The organism is Xanthomonas cassavae CFBP 4642 (genome assembly GCF_000454545.1).
GTDB lineage: Bacteria > Pseudomonadota > Gammaproteobacteria > Xanthomonadales > Xanthomonadaceae > Xanthomonas > Xanthomonas cassavae.
In genome coordinates this window covers 3,764,791-3,780,377 of record NZ_CM002139.1, presented here as the reverse complement: position 1 = coordinate 3,780,377, position 15,587 = coordinate 3,764,791, and the positions used below count along the sequence as shown (strand labels likewise).

14 protein-coding genes and 1 pseudogene are annotated in these 15,587 nt (G+C 66.0%); 8 read left to right on the top strand and 7 right to left on the bottom strand.

What is annotated here, in order from left to right:
- Positions 1-265: 265 nt before the first annotated feature.
- Together XCSCFBP4642_RS0116605 and XCSCFBP4642_RS0116600 are read left to right on the top strand one after the other, a co-directional pair.
- Positions 266-481, top strand: coding sequence for a hypothetical protein (locus XCSCFBP4642_RS0116605; RefSeq protein ID WP_029220776.1), 216 nt, complete (start codon positions 266-268; stop codon positions 479-481).
- Positions 482-869: 388 nt separating this feature from the next.
- Positions 870-2,108, top strand: coding sequence for a DUF819 family protein (locus XCSCFBP4642_RS0116600; RefSeq protein ID WP_425480135.1), 1,239 nt, complete (start codon positions 870-872; stop codon positions 2,106-2,108).
- Between the two features lie 170 nt (positions 2,109-2,278).
- Here the strand turns inward: XCSCFBP4642_RS0116600 and XCSCFBP4642_RS0116595 are convergent, their stop codons facing one another.
- Both XCSCFBP4642_RS0116595 and XCSCFBP4642_RS0116590 read right to left on the bottom strand, forming a co-directional pair.
- Complete coding sequence (locus XCSCFBP4642_RS0116595) at positions 2,279-3,475, bottom strand: Tle-like phospholipase domain-containing protein (protein WP_029220774.1); 1,197 nt, start codon at positions 3,473-3,475, stop codon at positions 2,279-2,281.
- A 36-nt stretch (positions 3,476-3,511) separates the two neighbouring features.
- Positions 3,512-4,321: an ankyrin repeat domain-containing protein gene (locus tag XCSCFBP4642_RS0116590; RefSeq protein ID WP_029220773.1), complete on the bottom strand. Its 810-nt coding sequence runs from the start codon at positions 4,319-4,321 to the stop codon at positions 3,512-3,514.
- 193 nt (positions 4,322-4,514) lie between these two features.
- Here XCSCFBP4642_RS0116590 and XCSCFBP4642_RS0116585 point away from each other — a divergent pair, with 193 nt between their 5' ends.
- On the top strand, positions 4,515-5,219 hold the full coding sequence (locus tag XCSCFBP4642_RS0116585; protein WP_029220772.1) for an HAD family hydrolase: 705 nt from the start codon (positions 4,515-4,517) through the stop codon (positions 5,217-5,219).
- Between the two features lie 172 nt (positions 5,220-5,391).
- Here the strand turns inward: XCSCFBP4642_RS0116585 and XCSCFBP4642_RS0116580 are convergent, their stop codons facing one another.
- Both XCSCFBP4642_RS0116580 and XCSCFBP4642_RS0116575 read right to left on the bottom strand, forming a co-directional pair.
- Positions 5,392-5,616 (bottom strand): YbdD/YjiX family protein, encoded by a 225-nt coding sequence (locus XCSCFBP4642_RS0116580; protein WP_005926176.1) that lies wholly within the window; start codon positions 5,614-5,616, stop codon positions 5,392-5,394.
- Positions 5,616-7,688, bottom strand: a complete 2,073-nt coding sequence (locus XCSCFBP4642_RS0116575) for a carbon starvation CstA family protein (protein WP_029220771.1) — start codon at positions 7,686-7,688, stop codon at positions 5,616-5,618. The genes XCSCFBP4642_RS0116580 and XCSCFBP4642_RS0116575 overlap by 1 nt, the downstream gene beginning before the upstream one ends.
- A 232-nt stretch (positions 7,689-7,920) precedes the next feature.
- Here XCSCFBP4642_RS0116575 and XCSCFBP4642_RS0116565 point away from each other — a divergent pair, with 232 nt between their 5' ends.
- Together XCSCFBP4642_RS0116565 and XCSCFBP4642_RS0116560 are read left to right on the top strand one after the other, a co-directional pair.
- On the top strand, positions 7,921-8,775 hold the full coding sequence (locus XCSCFBP4642_RS0116565) for a pirin family protein (RefSeq protein ID WP_029220770.1): 855 nt from the start codon (positions 7,921-7,923) through the stop codon (positions 8,773-8,775).
- 155 nt (positions 8,776-8,930) lie between these two features.
- A complete protein-coding gene (locus XCSCFBP4642_RS0116560; protein WP_029220769.1) occupies positions 8,931-9,362 on the top strand; it encodes an OsmC family protein in 432 nt (143 codons plus the stop codon).
- Positions 9,363-9,621: 259 nt separating this feature from the next.
- Here XCSCFBP4642_RS0116560 and XCSCFBP4642_RS0116555 read toward each other — a convergent pair whose 3' ends face one another.
- The 3 genes and pseudogenes from XCSCFBP4642_RS0116555 to nfi all read right to left on the bottom strand — a co-directional run bounded on the left by XCSCFBP4642_RS0116555 (position 9,622) and on the right by nfi (position 11,573).
- Positions 9,622-10,086: a hypothetical protein gene (locus XCSCFBP4642_RS0116555; RefSeq protein WP_029220768.1), complete on the bottom strand. Its 465-nt coding sequence runs from the start codon at positions 10,084-10,086 to the stop codon at positions 9,622-9,624.
- Positions 10,087-10,388: 302 nt separating this feature from the next.
- Positions 10,389-10,722 (bottom strand): annotated as a pseudogene (locus XCSCFBP4642_RS27390) (pirin family protein); the annotation flags it as partial.
- Between the two features lie 143 nt (positions 10,723-10,865).
- Positions 10,866-11,573, bottom strand: a complete 708-nt coding sequence (gene nfi, locus XCSCFBP4642_RS0116550; RefSeq protein WP_029220767.1) for a deoxyribonuclease V — start codon at positions 11,571-11,573, stop codon at positions 10,866-10,868.
- A 103-nt stretch (positions 11,574-11,676) separates the two neighbouring features.
- Between nfi and gpmA the strand changes: the two genes are divergently transcribed.
- The 3 genes from gpmA (at position 11,677) to XCSCFBP4642_RS0116535 (ending at position 15,268) form a co-directional block, all read left to right on the top strand.
- Positions 11,677-12,426, top strand: coding sequence for a 2,3-diphosphoglycerate-dependent phosphoglycerate mutase (gene gpmA, locus XCSCFBP4642_RS0116545; RefSeq protein WP_029220766.1), 750 nt, complete (start codon positions 11,677-11,679; stop codon positions 12,424-12,426).
- 147 nt (positions 12,427-12,573) lie between these two features.
- Positions 12,574-12,888 (top strand): hypothetical protein, encoded by a 315-nt coding sequence (locus XCSCFBP4642_RS25100; protein WP_033899332.1) that lies wholly within the window; start codon positions 12,574-12,576, stop codon positions 12,886-12,888.
- A 289-nt stretch (positions 12,889-13,177) separates the two neighbouring features.
- The gene (locus XCSCFBP4642_RS0116535) at positions 13,178-15,268 is read left to right on the top strand and encodes a M13 family metallopeptidase (protein ID WP_029220765.1); all 2,091 of its coding nucleotides are present in this window, start codon (positions 13,178-13,180) and stop codon (positions 15,266-15,268) included.
- Positions 15,269-15,587: the final 319 nt, after the last annotated feature.

The following is a 15,587-nucleotide window of genomic DNA, read 5'->3' as shown; positions in this document are numbered from 1 at the left end:
CGCCACCTCGTTGGCTTCAGGTGACAGCAGCATCCACCCAGCGCGGCGCAGATCCTGCGACAGGCGGCTGATGGTCAGGGCTAATCAGGAATATGCATGCTGGTATGCCAATGCGGAGCCCTCGGCCACTCTCCCGCGGCCCCTTGAGCCAAGGGCAAGTTGGCTTGGCTGCCAGAGCTGGTTTCCCAGATCCCCGGTGTGATGCGCTTTTCCCGCGCGGCATCGCACCATCGTTCGAGCGCGGCACCTACTGGCCGGAGGCCATATGGACGAATCTCGCTACGTCGTACGCATCCATCCCGAGCAGGGCGGCTGGTGGGTCACCCGCCCACAGTGGTCGCCGCTGCGCTATCTGCGTGAGCAGGGTGCCCTGGAAAATGCCGAGCTGATGGCCAAGCTGCACTGCCTGACCACCGGCCAGCCCAGCGGCGTGGTACTGGATACGGCCGACGGCGAGCGGGTGGTGCGTCGCTACGGCTGAGCGCCGTCACTGCTGGCTCGCCTTGCTTGCAACGGCGGTCCGGCACTGCCCTGGAAGTGGGCGCAATGATGTCTTGCCCACCGTGGCCCACGACTGCAGACGCTGGGTGCAGGGCGTGAAGTCGTCAGCCGCCACAGATGGGGCACGCGACCTTGTCATGGTCTCAGGCGAGTACGTCGCGTTGGGTCGTTGGCAGGTGCCCGCTCGTGGCGCCTGCCAATGGCCCGATCGACTACGCCAGCCCGATCGCTGCCGGTAAAGTGGGGGCGCGCAGTGTCCCGGGTTTGCGCCATCGCCATCGTCGGTTAGATTCGCTGTCATCGGCCGCCGTGGTTCGATCCGCATTGGCGGCCCTCCTGCCGGATCACCGCCTGTCGTGACTGCATCTGTGACCGCCCTCATTCAGAACGACATCGTGGTCTTCGGCCTGATCGCCGCCACCCTGGGGGCCGTGTTCTGGACCTCGTCGCGCGAGCAGGGGCCTTGGCGGCGGTTCTACGCCGTGATGCCGGCCTTGTTGCTGTGCTACCTGCTGCCGGGCATCTACAACACCATCGGTCTGATCGACGGTGCCACTACCCGGCTATACAACCCCATCGCCCGCGACGTACTGCTGCCGGCCGCGTTGATCCTGCTCACCTTGAGCATCGATCTGCGCGCCATCCTGGGCCTGGGCCCCACGCTGGTGGCCATGTACCTGGGGGCGTCGCTGAGCATCATGCTGGGCGCCGTGGTCGCATTCTGGGTGATGCGCTGGCTGCATCCGGCCACCGTGGCGGGCGATACCTGGGCAGGCATGGCAGCGTTGGCAGGTAGCTGGATCGGCGGCGGCGCCAACATGCTGGCGATGCGCGAGGTGTTCAACGTGGACGCGACCACGTTCGGTCAGTTCGCGGTGGTCGATGTCGGGGTCGGTTATGTCTGGATGGCGGTGCTGATCTTCATGGCCGGGCGTGCCCGCACGATCGATGCGCGCAGCAGCGCCGACACGCGCGCGCTGGATGCGCTGCAGGAGCGCATGGCGCGCTTCCAGGCCGAGCATGCGCGGATTCCCAGCCTGACCGACCTGATGGTGATCGTGGCAGTGGCCTTTGGCGGTGTCGGCCTGGCGCATGCGCTGGCCAACCCGTTGGCCGCGTGGTGCAAGGCGCACCTGAGCTGGGCTGGCCAGTTCAGTCTGGACACGCCGTTCGTCTGGGTGGTGGTGCTGGCCACCAGCCTGGGGCTGCTGCTGAGCTTCACCCGCGCACGCACTCTCGAAGGCGCCGGTGCTTCCAGGATCGGCTCGCTGCTGCTGTATTTCCTGATCGCCTGCATCGGCATGCAGATGGATCTGCTGGCGCTGCTGGACCGGCCCTGGCTGTTCCTGCTCGGCCTGATCTGGATCGCAGTGCATATCGCCCTGCTGTGGGGCCTGGGCCGCTGGCTGCGGGTGCCGTTCTTCTATTTCGCTATCGGCTCCCAATCCAATATCGGCGGCCCGGCGTCCGCGCCGGTGGTTGCCGCTGCCTTCCACCCCGCGCTGGCGCCGGTGGGTGTGTTACTGGGCACGATGGGCTATGCCACCGGCACCTACCTGGCGTATCTGGTCGGCATCACCCTGCGGGCGATGGCAGGGGCCGGGTAGCTGAGGTGGGACACCAGCCGATGCGGTGGAGCTGTTCGACGGAACGGCTCCACCTTCCGGTCGGCTCGGCAGGCACGCGCGGACGCTGCTGTTGAGTGCGAAGCTACAGACATCGCGCCGGCAGCCGCGATCCTGCCAAAGATGTCTGCCTGCGCGATGGGTGATCCGGACTACTGCTGGATCACCCTGCGCTGCTCTTCCTGCCGCTGCACAGGCAGTTGGGCCTGCTGCTGATTGTGCTGCTGCAGCTGGCTGACATTGCCTTGTGCAGGCTCGTTGGCGGCAGCAGCGGTCTGCACATGGCTGCGCAGATGGGTGGGGTCGTCCATGCGTCCCTGCACCGCGATCAGGCTGTCGCCGTTGCGGTTGGGAATCAGGTGATCGATCCGCTGCAGGCCGTCATTGCCCGCACGTGCTGCCACGCTGGCCGCCGTGTTGATGAATGCGGTGTCGTCGCGCAGCCCGAGCCGTTCGCGCTGGCCATCCAACTGCATCACCGCATCGTTGAACAACTGGCTGCCGGGCTGCAGGGAGGCGCCACGGGTCTGCGCCGAGGCCTGCATGTCCTGCGCCTGGATGACCGAATCCAGGCCATGCAGATCCAGGCGATGCTTGAGCATCATGCCGGGCACCAGGCGCTGTCCGAACGATAGCGGGTCCGGCTCCGGCAACTCGATCTGATGGCCGGCCGCGTTAGGCATCGTCCACTTCAGCGGGATGCTGTCTTCCTGCAGGTGGGTCAGGATTTCATTCTTGACGTGATACCCGCGGATCAACTCGCTGCTGGCGTAGTCCTTGGCCGCCGATGCATCCAGACCCTGGCGTTCGAGCGTGCGATCGTTGACGCCGGCTGCGTTGTAGGTCACGGCCGGGATGTCATTGACCATGGCCGAGGCTGCGGCCAGGCCACCGCCCAATGAATGGCCGGAAATGACCATCTGATCGCCGAATGCCTGCCGTGCCTGGCTGCCGAGCTGGATTGCCGACGCGTATTGCGCGTCGTCGAACCCCAGGCCCTGGCCGATATTGTGTTTCCAGTCCTTGCCTTCGTCGGTGCCGCAGAAGCCAAGGACGACCTGACCCTGGTCATTGCGGTAGAACGCGGCATCGAAACCGCTCTTGGCGTCGTGCAGCAGTGCAGGGTCGATGCCGGCCTGCTGCAGCGCGCTATCGTCCATGCGCGACCAGCCGTTGGCCAAGGGCGCAAAGGTTTCGGCGCCACCCTCGCGACGCTGGTTCGCGGTGGCGTAGAGGTCCTGCAGCAATTCGGGAAACTGCCGATCCTGCGGGTGAGGGTGTTGTCCCCGCATCGATTCTGCGAACGGGGTGGATACGGGATTGGAAGACGATGTGTCTGGCGGGCTCATGCGCGGCTCCTTGCGTTCGTCGTACGGAAAGCGCGCTTAGCGGCTGCTTTCCACGGGAATGTCGTGCGCGCTCAACCACGCGCGCACGTCCGATCTGACCTGGTGGCCAGCTGCATTGAGCAGGCGATCCGGCGTGGTGAAGAAATACGCCTGGAAGGTCTTCTGTTGCGCATTGCGCACGCTCGGGTCCACGCCGGCTTCGAGCAGTTGCAGAACGGCCGGGCTGGCGGCGCCGCTCTGTGCCGCCACGTGCAGCAGGCTGTTGCCGGTATGGTCGACGCGCTTCACATCGGCGCCTGCCTCGAGCAGCAGGCCGATCTGCGCGTTGCGTTTGCTTTGCACCGCGCGGAATACCGGCGTCCAGCCGGCACGCGCGCTGACCACATCGATCGGTGCCTTGTGCTGCAGCAGGATCTTCAGATACTGCGGGTCCTTGGCCATTGCGGCCATGTGCACGACCGTTTCCTGGTCCATGCCGGGCAGCGACGGGTCTGCGCCCGCATCGAGCAGCGCATCCAGTGCACGGGGTTGTTCGTTCCAGATCGCCCATTCCAGCAGGGTCACGTTCTGGTCGCCGTGTGCGGCTAGATCGACGGTGGGGGCGAGCGCCTTGATCCGTGCGACATCGCCGTGTGCGATGGCGCCGGCAATTTCGGTCAGGCCTGGGTCGCGGAAGGCGACGGTGTGGTCCTGCAGCGTAGCTGACATGGTGGTTTGCTCCTTGGCACCGGCTGAAGCGGTGCATGAGACCGCGAAAAACGAGGTCGCAAGAACGAGCAGGGTGGGGAATCGCGTCTGCATCGAAATCTCCTTGTCCTGATCGCATCCCTGGTGACGCTGCGGCAAGTCCCGCCACAGCGCGGCCGATCCTACCAGCTGTCAAAATCGGGCGCGGTAAGATTTCGTAACCTGCGTCTGCAGCAGCGTCGATGCATGGCCGGGTCTGCTTGCCGGGCTGTGCAGCTCCCGGGATCGTCCGATGCGTTCCGCGTCACGCAGGCGCCGCGGCATAGCCAACGGTCACAAGGTGGCCGGCATAATGGCGCTTTGCAAGCAGATGGATGCAATGGGTTACGAGCTGCTGATCAGCGACTGCGATGGTGTTCTTGTCGACAGCGAGATATTGGCCGACCGGGTGATGCGCGAGGCGCTCGCCTCTTTCGTGCCGAGCGAGCCACTGGAACAGCTGCTGGAAACCACGTTCGGGCAGACCACGCGGGAGGTGTTGCGGCGTGTGGAAGAGCACTTTGCCTTGCAGTTGCCGGACACCTTGCTGGCGCAGATCCAGGCGCGCAGCGAGTCCCTGATCGCCGCCGAAGTACAGCCGATCCCGGGCGTGCGCGAGGCGCTGGAACAGATTCCGTTGCCGCTGGCGGTGGCATCCAACAGCCGCCGCCACAATGTGATCGCCTCGGTGGAGCGCGCCGGGCTGACCGCGCGTGCGGCCGGGCGCGTCTTCAGCGCCGATATGGTGGAACGGCCCAAGCCGGCGCCGGACGTGTACCTGCTGGCGGCGCGCACCGCCGGCGTGGCACCCGAGCGTTGTCTGGTGATCGAAGACAGCCCGACCGGCGCGACCGCCGCCCTGGCCGCCGGCATGCAGGTGCTGGGATTCACCGGAGCCAGCCATATTCCGCACGGCCATGGCGACAGGTTGCGCCGGATCGGCGTGATCGCGGTGTTCGACGCCATGCGCGACTTGCCGGGGTTGTTCGAACAGATCGCCCGCAAGCAGGCCGGCTGAGCGCGAACCACACCACTACGGGGCACATGCCTGCGCCGTTTGCCTTGAACACGCTGTCCTCGATGGCGCCATCTCGCCCATACAAGGCCGAGATCGGTCATTCAGGGCCACATAACGCACCAGGGCGCGATTAGCATCGCGCCCTGGTGCGTTTCGCTATGTTGCTGACGACTCAACAGCAGCGAAATCCGCTCTTGCCGCCGTAGCGCGCGTCCTGGCGCTCGCGGAAGAACGCCGGATAGTCCATCACCGGCTTGTCGGGATGTTTTTCCAGCATGTGGCGCACGTAATTGTCGTAGTCGGGGATGCCGCAACACAGCCGCGCAGTCTGGATCAGGCGCCGCCAGATGCGGCGATGCACCTGATACTGGCTGGCCAGAACGAGTTGGGTGCCCATTACAGATCCGCCATCTGGTGTGGCTGCAAGGCCACGTACGGGGTTTGGCGGTCGCTGCGTTGCGGAGTGCGGCGCGCAATCACGATTGTCTTGATCGAGTAGATCAGGATCGAACCCACCACGAACAGGAACAGCACCGTCAGCCCGGTGTTGACGTAGGCATTGGTGACGATCTGCTGCATCTGCGGCACTGTCTTGGCCGGTGCGGTGATGGTGTTGCTGGCGATGGCGGCCTGGAACTTGTGCGCCTGCGCCAGGAAGCCCTGCGCCGGGTTGCTGTCGAAGATCTTGATCAGCCCCGCGTAGGTCGTGCACAGCAGCAGCCACAGCGCCGGCACGATGGTGACCCAGGCATAGCGGTCGCGCTTCATCTTGAACAGCACCACGGTGCCCAGCATCAACGCGATCCCGGCCAGCATCTGGTTGGAGATGCCGAACAACGGCCACAAGGTCTGGATGCCGCCGAACGGATCGATCACGCCGGTGTAGAGCAGGTAGCCCCACAGCGCCACGCAGCCGGCGGTGGCGATGATGTTGGCGGCCCAGGATTCGGTCTTCTTCAACGCCGGAATGAAGTTGCCCAGCAGGTCCTGCAGCATGAAGCGGCCCGCACGCGTACCGGCATCCACTGCAGTGAGGATGAACAAGGCTTCGAACAGGATGGCGAAGTGGTACCAGAACGCCATGGTGTCTTCGCCCGGCAGCAGCTGGTGCAGGATCTGCGCGATACCCACCGCCAGCGTGGGCGCACCGCCGGCGCGCGCCAGGATGCTGTGTTCGCCGATATCGCGTGCGGTGGCCTCGAGCGCCTGCGGGGTGATCGAAAAGCCCCACTCGCTGATCTTGGCGGCCACTGCCACGGTGTCGGTGCCGACCAGCGAAGCCGGGCTGTTCATGGCGAAATAGATGCCAGGCTCGATGATCGAGGCGGCTACCAGGGCCATGATTGCCACGAACGATTCCATCAACATGCCGCCGTAGCCGATGTAGCGCATGTGGCCTTCGTTGGCGAGCAGCTTGGGCGTGGTGCCGGAGGCGATCAGTGCATGGAAACCGGAGACTGCGCCGCAGGCAATGGTGATGAACAGGAACGGGAAGATGCCGCCCTTCCACACCGGGCCGTCGCCGGTGGAGGCGAACTGGGTCAGCGCCGGCATCTTGAGATCGGGCATCACGACCAGGATGCCGATCGCCAGCGCCAGGATGGTGCCGATCTTGAGGAAGGTGGACAGGTAATCGCGTGGCGCCAGCAGCAGCCACACCGGCAGCACCGAGGCGACGAAGCCGTAGCCGATCAGCATCCAGGTGATCTGCTTGGCGGTGAAGGTGAAGGCCGGGCCCCAGCTCGGATCCGCCGCGACCTTGCCGCCCAGCCAGATCGCGCCCAGCAGCAGGATCAGGCCGACCACCGAGATCTCGCCGATCTTGCCGACCCGGATGTAGCGCATGTACACGCCCATCATCAGCGCGATCGGCATCGTGGCGATCACCGTGAACATGCCCCACGGGCTTTCGGCCAACGCCTTGACCACCACCATCGCCAGCACCGCCAGGATGATGATCATGATCAGGAAGGCGCCGAACAAGGCGATGGTGCCGGGCACCTGGCCCATTTCCTCGCGCACCAGATCGCCCAGCGAACGGCCGTTGCGACGGCTGGAAAGGAACAGCACCACGAAGTCCTGTACCGCGCCGGCGAACACCACGCCCACCACCAGCCACAGCAGCCCGGGCAGGTAGCCCATCTGCGCGGCGAGCACCGGGCCGACCAACGGCCCGGCGCCAGCGATGGCAGCGAAGTGGTGGCCGAACAGCACATGCTTGTTGGTGGGCACGTAGTCCAGGCCGTCGTTGTTGGCGACCGCAGGGGTAGCGCGGGTGGGATCCAGCTGCATCACCTTGTCGGCGATGAACAAGCTGTAGAACCGGTAGGCGATCAGATAGATCGACACCGCCGCCACCACGATCCATAACGCGTTGATGTGCTCGCCACGCCGCAGTGCCACGGTGCCCAGGCAGAACGCGGCCAGCAGCGCCAGCGCGCCCCAGGCCAGCTTCGAGAACCCTTTCATGCATGCCCCTCGGAAACGATTCGCCCAAGGGTCCCCCTGCGCTCGCCTGCGGTCAATGGCAGCCTCGGACTGCAGGGTAAAACTTTGGTCGTAGGGTGTTTGGGTGCAAGGTGCGCTAGCGGTAGCGCGGCCAGGCCGGCGTTTGGAACGATCGGTTGCAATCGTCGCGATTGGGCGCGTCGCCACGCGCACCCATGATGTCGGCATCCACACACTGCACAGGGACACTGCAATGAGCACCCTCACCACCCCGGCGCATGTGCTGCGCACCATCCGCGGCATGCCCACCTCCGACGGCGCCGGCGTCAAACTCACGCGCGTGATCGGCAGCCAGCAATTGCCGGAGCTGGACCCGTTCCTGATGCTGGACGAGTTCGGCACCGAACAGGCCGAGGACTATCTGGCCGGCTTTCCGAGCCATCCGCATCGCGGCTTCGAGACGGTGACCTACATGCTCGACGGCCGCATGCGGCACAAGGACAACCACGGCAACGAGGGCCTGCTGACGCCGGGCAGCGTGCAGTGGATGACCGCCGGCCGCGGCCTGATCCACTCGGAAATGCCCGAGCAGGAATCCGGGCGCATGCGCGGTTTCCAGCTGTGGGTGAACCTGCCGGCACGCGAGAAGATGACCGACCCGAAGTACCAGGAGTACGCGCCAGACCGCATCCCGGTGGCGCGTCCGGCGCCCGGCGTGACGGTCAAGGTGATTGCCGGCGCGGTGGGCGAGGTGGTCGGGCCGATCGTGCAGCCCGCGACCAGCCCGGTGTATCTGGATATCGCCCTGGATGCAGGCGCAGCATGGGACTACCTGCTGCCCGAGGGCCACAACGCCTTTGCGTATGCCTTCGAGGGTGCGGTGGCAGTGGGCGAGGGCGATGCCGCGCGCAGTCTGCCGGCGCAGGAGCTGGCGGTGCTGGGCGGTGGGCAGTGCCTGACGCTGCAGGCCGGCGAGCAGGGTGCGCGCCTGATCTTGGTGGCCGGACGCCCACTCAACGAGCCGGTGATGCGGCACGGCCCATTCGTGATGAACACCGAGCAGGAGCTGATGCAGGCGTTTGTCGATTTCCAGGAAGGGCGCTTCTGAAGCATCGGGTTTGCGAAGCTGCACCGTCGCGCATGCATCGGCAGGCGCGACCAGCAGCACGCGCGATGCAGTTCGCGCACAGCCGCTACGGGGTGCAGTTCGGGGGCCACCCGGAGCGGTTGCTGTCGTCAGCCACCCTTGAAACAGGAAACGTCATGAGTGACCGCCCCGTCAGTGTCAGCACCGGCAACGTGCCGTACACCGTCACCATCCACGATGGGCAGCGCCGCTGGCTCGGCGATGCACAGCCTGTCAACGGCGGCGCCGATGCCGGGCCGGATCCGCAATCGCAGGTGCTGGGTGCCCTGGGCGCCTGCACGGCGATCACGGTGTCGATAGTGGCGGCGCGCAAGCAGTGGCCGCTGACGGGCGTGCACGTGCATCTGTACTACACCCAGCGCGGTGCAGGCGGGACGGAGATCAGTCGCGAGATCGTGCTGGACGGCGCGCTGGATGACGGTCGGCGCGCACGCCTGATGGAAGTGGCCGACAAGTGCCCGATCCATCGGCTGTTGACCGGCGAGGTGGGCATTGCGACCCGACTACAGATCGAGGTTGCTGCCACCCCCGGTGCCGTCACGCCGTAGGCCTTGTGGCCCGGCGTCGCGTGCGCGTGCAGCTGCCAAGCCCCCTGGTCTTGCGTCCAGCGAAGGCGCGGCCCAACGCGCCATTGTAGATGCAGCCCAACGCGCCATTGGAGATCAGGAACGACACCGCTGCGGTCGCGCCCCCCAGCGCCCAGGCCGCGCACAGCGGCCCCACCGCGGGCGCAAGCCGCGCCGGGCCACGCAGCTGCACTTGCGCGGCGTTGCCTCCAGGCGAGGGCGGCGCCGTGCCTTCAAGGCATCAGCGCTGCAACGCCAGGCTGGCCGGTTGCAGGTCCATCGCCTGCACCAGCGATTGCATCGAGGTGAGTTCCTCGCTGCTGGCGCCGTCGATCCACAGCTGTGCGTAGCGCTTCTTGCCCAGTTCGACCACGGTGACGCGGCGCGATTCCATGCCCGGTATTTCGCGGCCACCCAGGTCGAGCTTGTACCAGTAGAAATCCTCCTGCTGGATCTGGCCCTTTTCGGCGCGGCGATCGCGTGCCAGCACCATGGCGGGGTCGCGGGTGGTCAGCATCACGCCGACCACCTGGCGGCCCTCGGCGTTGAACGCCTTGCAGACCAGATAATCGGCACCGGCCAGTTCGTTCCACTGCAGTCCCGAGGCGGGTGGCAGCGGCGGGCAGACCGGCGCGGTTTGGGCATGGGCGGTGGTGGTGGCGGCCAGCAGCAGACTCAGGCCGACAAGGCAGAATGCAGACTTCATCGAAGGTTCCCCGGCATTGGATGACGATGCGGGACGACGCCAACTCCGTGCCACTGCAGCGCCTCAAGTTCCCCGCTCCAAGGCTGCCGTCCACATGGCGCGCGCTCCGCTCACACCTGCATCACTACCACAGCTGTGCGAGCAAGCTCAAGCCCTGTCGCAACCGGGCGTGGCACCCCTTGTGCAGTGCGGCACCCGCGTAGCGAGACCTGGTTACCCATCCCGCAGGACTCCGCATTCCGCGCATGGTTGCAGGGGTAATTAACCGGCATGGGGGGCGGCGTTTCCGGCAGTGGATGACTTCCTGGTCGTCGCCGGGAATGCTGCCGAAGCGCCCGGCCTGCCAATCCTCCCTGGCCTGTTCGATGTGCTCCTTCAGTTGACGTCGCCGGGGGGATCACCTGGTCCGAGCCCAGCGTGTCGCGGTGGCCGATCTCGCCGGACCACAGGAAGGTCACCGTGGCCAGGCCGATATGCGGATGCGGACGCACGTCGATGCCGTGATCGGGCTCCAGCACCGCCGGGCCCATATGGTCGACGAACACGAACCGGCCGACGCTGCGCGCCTGCAGCGTGGGCGCGGCGGACTTCCAGCCTGCCGATGTCGTGCAGGCGTGGGGCGATCAAGGTGGTCATGGCGCTGGCTCGTGACGGACGGCGAGGCCAAAGCTGCGCATGCGACCTGCGCGCGGCGCACGGCGTTGGTCAAGACGGAATGTTCTGACTGCCACGGTCGCGTACGGCGATGCGCAATGCGCCGGCCGTGCGCAGGACGCGTGCTACAGCAGGCTCGCCTGCGCAGGCAGCGCAATCTCGCCGCGGCGCGAAGCCAGGCGATCCGCAAGACGCGTCGGTTCCGGCAGGCGATACGCACGCAGGGTGCGCAAGGTCCATTCGAGTGCGCCGTGCATGGAGACGCGGTGACCGGGCGAGACGATCAACGGATTGCAGCGCGGCTTGCTGCGCAGTGCCCAGCCGATCTGCGTGCCGCCCAGCAGGATCGGGCTGTGGTCGCCGCGGTCGGCACCCGGCTCCACGAAGGTTCCGGCCAGCCGCTGCTTGGCCACGCCGATGCTGGGCAGGCCGGTCACCACGCCGAAGTGCGCGGCGATGCCGAGCCCGCGCGGATGGGCGATGCCCTGGCCGTCGACGAACACCAGATCCGGCGTGCGCGCCAACAGCGCCAGCGCCTGCAGCAAGGCCGGCAATTCGCGAAAGCTGAGCAGCCCGGGCACATACGCCATCGAGGTCGCCACGCGTGCCACCTGCATTTCCAGCGGCAGCAAGGTCTGCGCATCCAGCAGCACGGCTGCCGCGCGCGTGGTCTGGCCGTCGTCCTCGAAACCGACATCGAATCCGGCCAGCAACTGCGGCGTTGCGGCGACGGCGTCCTGCAGCACGACCTGCCTTGCCAGTTGCCGCTGCAACTGTCGCGCCTGGGGGACACTGCCGTCCCAACCGGCGAATACGGGAGCGATGTGGGGCATGGTCGCAGCATCGCGTGCAGCGCGTGGGCAGCTCGTGCACGCCAGCGATGCGCTGGCTGCCGCTACAATCGCAGGCTGATCGGCCCCCAATCGGAGAACCGTAGTGACCCGCAAACTCGTACTGCTGCGCCATGGCCAGAGCCAATGGAATCTGGACAACCGTTTCACCGGCTGGGTGGATGTGGACCTCACCGAGCAGGGCCGCCAGGAAGCGGCGGCGGCCGGCAAGCTGATGAAGGATGAAGGGCTGCAGTTCGATGTTGCCCACACCTCGGTGCTCAAGCGCGCCATCCACACGCTGCAGGGTGCTTTGAAGGAGCTCGACCAGGACTGGCTGCCGGTGTCCAAGAGCTGGCGCCTCAACGAGCGCCATTACGGCGGGCTGCAGGGCCTGGACAAGGCCGAGACTGCGGCCAAGCACGGCGAGGAGCAGGTCAAGATCTGGCGCCGCTCCTACGACATCCCGCCGCCGGCGATGGACGTCAACGACCCGGGCCACCCGTGTCACGACCGCCGCTACGCCACCCTGGACCGTAATGCATTGCCGGGCACCGAGTCGCTGGCCACCACGCTGGTGCGCGTGCTGCCGTATTGGCACGACGCGATTGCGCCGCAGTTGAAGGCCGGCCAGACCGTGCTGGTGACCGCGCACGGCAATTCGTTGCGCGCGCTGTACAAGTACCTCAACGACGTTTCCAACGAGCAGATCCTGGAGCTCAACATCCCCACCGGCATCCCGCTGCTGTTCGAGCTGGACGACAACCTGCAGGTGCAAAACTTCCGTTACCTGGGCGACCCGGAAGCGGCCAAGCGCGCGGCCGAAGCGGTGGCCAACCAGGGCAAGGCGAAGTAATCGCCACGCGTGGTTGCAGCGCTGCGTGCGTCGCGCGCAGCGCCTGTCTTTGTGTGGCACGCGGCTGCAAAGCGCCGCGTGCTGGGTTGAATGGAAGCGGCGTGTGGGCGTGATGCGCGCGCCGCGCCGATATGCAGGCGAGACATGATGTCCGGCAAACGTAAAACCCAGCAGATGACGGCGGTCTACTGTCGCGCGTATCTGGTGACGCTGGGCCTGCTGGTGGCAGGCGGCGCTGCCTTCGTCGCCCTGGCCGCTGGCGACATCTCCGACGCCGGCCTGGTGCTGGTGTTGCTGATCTGCGCAGTGGGCGTGCTGCTGCTGGGGTTTGGCGTTGTCGGGCCGGCGCGACAGATGGACGCGTTGGCCGATGCGACATCCGCGCATGAGGCAGCCCTGGTGCTGATGATGTTGGCGTACCCGGTGTACCTGTTGATGGCGCCGTTTTACGCGCAGCATTGACTGCATGCGATGGCGCGCGTTGCGCCGGGATGCAGGTATTAGGTGAAACAGGCGGTCGCGGCGTCAGTGATAGACGTGCCAGCAGCCTGTCGTTGCACTGATGTTGGCGAAGGCACGGCAGCGGACGTCATGGCGTTGCGGTGCCGGTGCAGTGATTTTGGTGTGGCCGGTTGCAGAGTAGCTGACGAAGAAGCGAGCGCCGTCTGATGCGCTGATCTTCGCTGGCGGCTCGCGACCGGCTGCCGACTTTTTTCGACCGCGCAGACGCGGTCATGGTTTGGAGAATTCAATGACGTTGAACAAGTTTGCGCCGCTGTCGCTTGCCCTGGCCATCGTGGTCGTGCTGTCTGCGTGCGGTGCCTCCGACGACGCCCCCAAGGCCGCGCCCGCCGCGCCGCAGGCCGCACCGGCCAGGGTGGATGTGTCCAAGCTGGATGCGCCGATCGTGGCGTTCGGCAGCGGCGATCTGGATCCGGCCATCAGTGCGTGCCAGGACCTCAACGGCTTCGTCAACGCCAAGTGGCTCAAGGCCAACCCGGTGCCGTCCGATCGCAGCAGCTGGGGCAGTTTCGAAGTGCTGGCCGAGCGCTCGTTGACCATTCAGCATGCGCTGGTAAAGCAGCTGGCGCGCGGCAATCTGTCGGCCGGATCGGTGGATGCCAAGATCGCCGACCTGTGGCGCACCGGATCGGACGAGGCGGCCATCGACACCGCCGGCATCGCCCCGCTGCAGCCGCAGTTGCAGGCCATCGATGCGCTGGCCGATGCGCCAGCCATCGCCGCGTGGTTGCGCGACAGCTATGCCAAGGGCCAGGGCGTCGTGTTCTCGTTCGGTGCCAATGCCGACTACAAGAATTCCGAGCAGATGATCGCCTACGCAGGGCAGGGCGGTCTGGGCCTGCCCGAGAAGGGCTATTACAGCGATCCGGCGCAGGCCAAGATCCGCGAGCAGTACGTGGCGTATATCGCACGGGTGCTGGAGTTGTCCGGCATTCCCGCCGCGCAGGCCAAGGCGGTGATGGCATTCGAGACGCGGCTGGCCAAGGCCTCGCTGTCGCGGATCGAGTTGCGCGACCCGGCCAAGCGCTACAACCCGGTCGATGTGGCCGGCGCCAATGCGGTGACGCCGCATTTCGACTGGCAGGCGTTCTTCAGTGCGCTCAAGGTGCCGGCCGCTACGTTCTCGCTGAGCCAGCCCGGCTATTTTGCCGAGCTCGATGCGATGCTTGCGGACACGCCGGTGGACACCTGGAAAGCTTACTTGCGTTTCCACAGCATCGATGAAGCGGCGCCGTATCTGGCCAAGCCGTTCGAGCAGGCCAACTTCGATTTCTATGCGAAGACGTTGCGCGGCCAGCAGGACATGCTGCCGCGCTGGAAGCGCACCTTGAACGCGGTCAACAAGGCGATGGGCGAGGCGCTGGGCCAGCTTTACGTGCAGTCCGCATTTCCTGCCGAGTCCAAGGAGCAGATGCAGCAGCTGGTACAGAACTTGTCGGTCGCCTTGAAGGCGCGGCTGGAACAACTGGACTGGATGAGCGCCGAGACCAAGCAGCGCGCGCTGGAAAAGTGGGCCAGCTTCACCCCCAAGATCGGCTACCCGGATCAGTGGCGCGACTGGTCGGGATTGGAGACGCGTGGCGACGGATTCCTGGCCAACATGCAGGCCGCCCAGGCCTTCAATTACCGCTACATGCTGGACAAGATCGGCAAACCGGTGGACAAGCGCGAGTGGCATATGACCCCGCAGACGGTCAATGCGTACTACAACGCCACCCGCAACGAGATCGTGTTCCCGGCGGCGATCCTGCAACCGCCATTCTTCGATCCCAAGGCCGATCCGGCGCTGAACTACGGCGGCATCGGTGCGGTGATCGGGCACGAGATGATGCATGGCTACGACGACTCCGGCAGCCAGTTCGATGGCAAGGGTAATTTCGACACCTGGTGGTCCGATGCAGACCGCAAGCTGTTTACCCAGCGCACCGATCAGCTGGTGGCGCAGTTCGACGGCTACGAGGCAATCCCTGGCGTGCACGTCAAGGGCAAGCTGACCCTGGGCGAAAACATCGGCGACCTAGGTGGCCTGACCGTGGCCTACGACGCCTTGCAGATGGCGCTGAAGGAACAGCCCGATGCCAACAAGCAGATTGACGGCTATTCGCAGGACCAGCGCTTCTTCATGAACTGGGCCACGGTGTGGCGTCGCAACTTTACCGACGGCGAATTGCGCGTACGCCTGAATACCGACCCGCATGCACCGGCCAATTTCCGTGCCAACGGTGCGCCATCGAACATGCCGGTCTTCGCGCAGGCGTTCCAGTGCAAGCCGGGCGATGCGATGGTGCGCGGCGACAAGGACCGCGTTGCGATCTGGTAAGCGCCGTGGGTTGAACCACCGCGCGCGCTTCCGGCGGGCGCGGTCGTTGGCGGCTGCGGTATGCAGCGCGGGCGTTGCAGGCGTGCTGGCCTGCACGCCGCAGCAGCTGACCTGCCGCGACCGGTTGGGCCATGGACAACGCACTGCCGCGTGACCATTGACCAGGAACGGCGGTGGCGCATCTGTCACGCGGGTGCTGCCTTGCGTGCGTGCCGTCAGTGGTTACCGGTGCCGCATGCGAGGCTGCTCGACTGCGGCAGAGCGCTGTGTTGACAGTAGGCAGTCGCACACCGCAAGCCTGCCCCCCGAAAGCGGTGCT

What these genes read in the sequence shown, in the direction of transcription:
- XCSCFBP4642_RS0116605 (WP_029220776.1), top strand. Translation starts at nt 266, where the DNA reads ATGGACGAATCTCGCTACGTCGTACGCATCCATCCCGAGCAGGGCGGC.
- XCSCFBP4642_RS0116595 (WP_029220774.1), bottom strand. Translation starts at nt 3,475, where the DNA reads ATGAGCCCGCCAGACACATCGTCTTCCAATCCCGTATCCACCCCGTTC.
- XCSCFBP4642_RS0116585 (WP_029220772.1), top strand. Translation starts at nt 4,515, where the DNA reads ATGGCGCTTTGCAAGCAGATGGATGCAATGGGTTACGAGCTGCTGATC.
- XCSCFBP4642_RS0116580 (WP_005926176.1), bottom strand. Translation starts at nt 5,616, where the DNA reads ATGGGCACCCAACTCGTTCTGGCCAGCCAGTATCAGGTGCATCGCCGC.
- XCSCFBP4642_RS0116575 (WP_029220771.1), bottom strand. Translation starts at nt 7,688, where the DNA reads ATGAAAGGGTTCTCGAAGCTGGCCTGGGGCGCGCTGGCGCTGCTGGCC.
- XCSCFBP4642_RS0116565 (WP_029220770.1), top strand. Translation starts at nt 7,921, where the DNA reads ATGAGCACCCTCACCACCCCGGCGCATGTGCTGCGCACCATCCGCGGC.
- XCSCFBP4642_RS0116560 (WP_029220769.1), top strand. Translation starts at nt 8,931, where the DNA reads ATGAGTGACCGCCCCGTCAGTGTCAGCACCGGCAACGTGCCGTACACC.
- XCSCFBP4642_RS0116555 (WP_029220768.1), bottom strand. Translation starts at nt 10,086, where the DNA reads ATGAAGTCTGCATTCTGCCTTGTCGGCCTGAGTCTGCTGCTGGCCGCC.
- nfi (WP_029220767.1), bottom strand. Translation starts at nt 11,573, where the DNA reads ATGCCCCACATCGCTCCCGTATTCGCCGGTTGGGACGGCAGTGTCCCC.
- XCSCFBP4642_RS25100 (WP_033899332.1), top strand. Translation starts at nt 12,574, where the DNA reads ATGTCCGGCAAACGTAAAACCCAGCAGATGACGGCGGTCTACTGTCGC.
- XCSCFBP4642_RS0116535 (WP_029220765.1), top strand. Translation starts at nt 13,178, where the DNA reads ATGACGTTGAACAAGTTTGCGCCGCTGTCGCTTGCCCTGGCCATCGTG.